The organism is Caldicellulosiruptor sp. DIB 104C, from assembly GCF_028198085.1.
In the GTDB taxonomy this organism is placed as follows: domain Bacteria; phylum Bacillota; class Thermoanaerobacteria; order Caldicellulosiruptorales; family Caldicellulosiruptoraceae; genus Caldicellulosiruptor; species Caldicellulosiruptor saccharolyticus.
In genome coordinates, this window is record NZ_CP116337.1 from 2,273,688 (window position 1) to 2,276,083 (window position 2,396).

The window sequence follows — 2,396 nt, forward strand, 5'->3', positions numbered from 1 at the left end:
ACAAGCAAATGTAAAAAACCTTCAAAACAGGCATACGGCTTTGTCTCTTGAGGCAAAACCAAAAACGGCACGCCAAACTTATGAGAAAGGTACCACTCTCTTGTTCCACCAATGAAAAGGTCGGGCGAAAATCTTAATATTATCTCTTCAACCTCTGCACAGTTAAAATCATCCACCAATATGCTGTCAGGAAGTATACAGCGCGCTATCTCGTAGTCGTTCGAACATCCAAACTGGCTACCACAAACCAAGATTTCAAGCCCTGCTTCTTTGAAAGCATTTGTCATAAAACCTATGCGCGATGCCCCTAAAAGCACGATTGCCTTTTTGCCTTGCAATTTGCTTTTGAAAAACTGTATCTTGTGTTTTATCTTTGAAAACTCTTCATCTGCAACAATTTCAGCAGCCTTTCCTTTTCCAAAAAATTTTGCTATCTTTTTAAGTGAGGTTATAGTATTCTCAATTCCGTAGAAAGAGACCTCCATATACGGTATTGAAAACCTCTCTTTCATAAACTGAGCAAGTAAAAGTCCAGAACTTTTACAAAGCAAAAGATTTAGTCTTGCATTTACGCTTTTTTCCATCTGAGAAAGACTACAATCGCCTGTGTAGGTGCAAATTACATTTATCCCTATCTTCTCTAAAAGTCTTTTTATAGCTTGGCTCTCTCCTGCTACATTGTACTCGCCTATGATGTTGACAGAATTTTCAATTTCCTCTGTGTTTTTAAAACTTTTGAGTATATAATTTGCAATTGCTCTTTGTGCGATGTGATGCCCATCTGCTTGTGAATACCCTGAAAATCCAGGAACAACAACTGGGATTACAATTTTGTTAACCCTGTCTTTCACCCTTTTAATTGACCATTCAATGTCCTCACCAATTTGCGAAGCTGTGCATGTTGCGTAAACAAACACAAGGTCGTAGCTATCAAAGATTTTGTCTGCCTCAACTATGCTCTCTTCCAATTTTCTTGCCGCCCCAAATATGATGTCTTTTTCTACAAGGTCTGTTGAGAGTATCATGTAGTTTTTCTTTCTGACATTCTGACCGTAAAATGCGCAGTCAGCCGGTGCATGAACAAGATGAAGAGAGTTTTTAATAGGGGCAAAGTACCCAGCGCGCACCGTAAAAGGTACATGCGCGCTGGGACATAATCCCTGGGATTGTGGGCCTTTGGACACTCAGGAACTCCATCTTTGGTTATATGCTTATCTCTTTGCTGCAAAAGATTTTGAAGCTTCATAAACCTCACCGCTTTCATATACAAAAGTCAAAAGTTTTACTGATGCAGCTTATCATGCGGATATGAATAATCCAAAATGGTATTGACAATCAAATCCAAAAGCCATATACTGCCCTTGTACCCTGTAATTCCGTACCTAAAATACCCTACTCTGTCGTACACAGGAAAACCAATTCTAACAGGTGGACATTTTATTGATTTTGCAACTTCAACTACTTTTGAATTTCCAAGCACAACATCAACCCCTGCCTCTTTTGCCAAGTACTCAAACTCGTAAAGGTCGCTGTCAACAAGAATCTCTCCTTCTATGTTGTACTCATCAAATATAGCTTTTATCTCATCTGTGAATGTTGGGCTTGGGGTTGCAGTTTCAACTACCTTGACATCCATTCCAAGCTCACACAAAAATCTTGTGACACCAATTACAATGTCCGGGTCGCCAAACACAGCGGCCTTTTTCATCATTGTGTACTGGCATGTGTCTGCCATGGCATCTAATAAAAGCCCTCTTTCAACTTTTAGTTCATAGGGTATTTCAACCTCATATACTTGTGAGAGATTTTCAATGAACCTGTCAGTGTTGGCAACACCCACAGGGAAAGGTCCCAACATGCTCTTTACACCAAATTCGCTTTCCAAATACTTGGCAGCAGAGCCTCCGGCATGTGGACAAAGCGCAACTGCTACCTTGCTGTTTGCACTGTCTTCAAGCTCTGAATAAGGTGTGCCACCTTCAGGGTAGAGTGGTTTTGGCGGCATAAGTGGTGAGTTTAGAGTTTTTGAGATATCAAATAGCACTGAATAATCAATCTTCATCAGGTTCAATATGTGTTTTATCTCCTCAATATCGCCAGGGTTTATCATGCCAGGGATGATATATGCTTTGCCATTTTCCTCTTTTTTCTTTGCAAAGTACTTTACATATGAGATAGTTGCTGTGTCATATCCTTTTACATGCGTTCCTGCATAACTTGGTGTGTGAATTGGTACAATATATACACTATTTGCCGCTTCACTGCTCAGCTCCTCAGAAAGCTTTTTGTACGCCTCTTTGATAAACGCCTCAATGTCATCGCCTATTGTCTCGCTCGAACATGTGGTGATTACACCAATTACTGTTGGTGAGTATCTCAAAACAAGGTTTCTGATA

At 40.2% G+C, this 2,396-nt stretch carries 2 protein-coding genes; both read right to left on the bottom strand.

Annotation, left to right across the window (positions count from 1 at the left end; translation table 11 throughout):
- On the bottom strand, nt 1–1,127 hold a 1,127-nt coding region (locus PGC14_RS11150), incomplete at its 3' end, for a nitrogenase component 1 (RefSeq protein ID WP_271628956.1).
- Between the two features lie 155 nt (nt 1,128–1,282).
- On the bottom strand, nt 1,283–2,396 hold a 1,114-nt coding region (locus PGC14_RS11155), incomplete at its 5' end, for a nitrogenase component 1 (protein ID WP_271628957.1).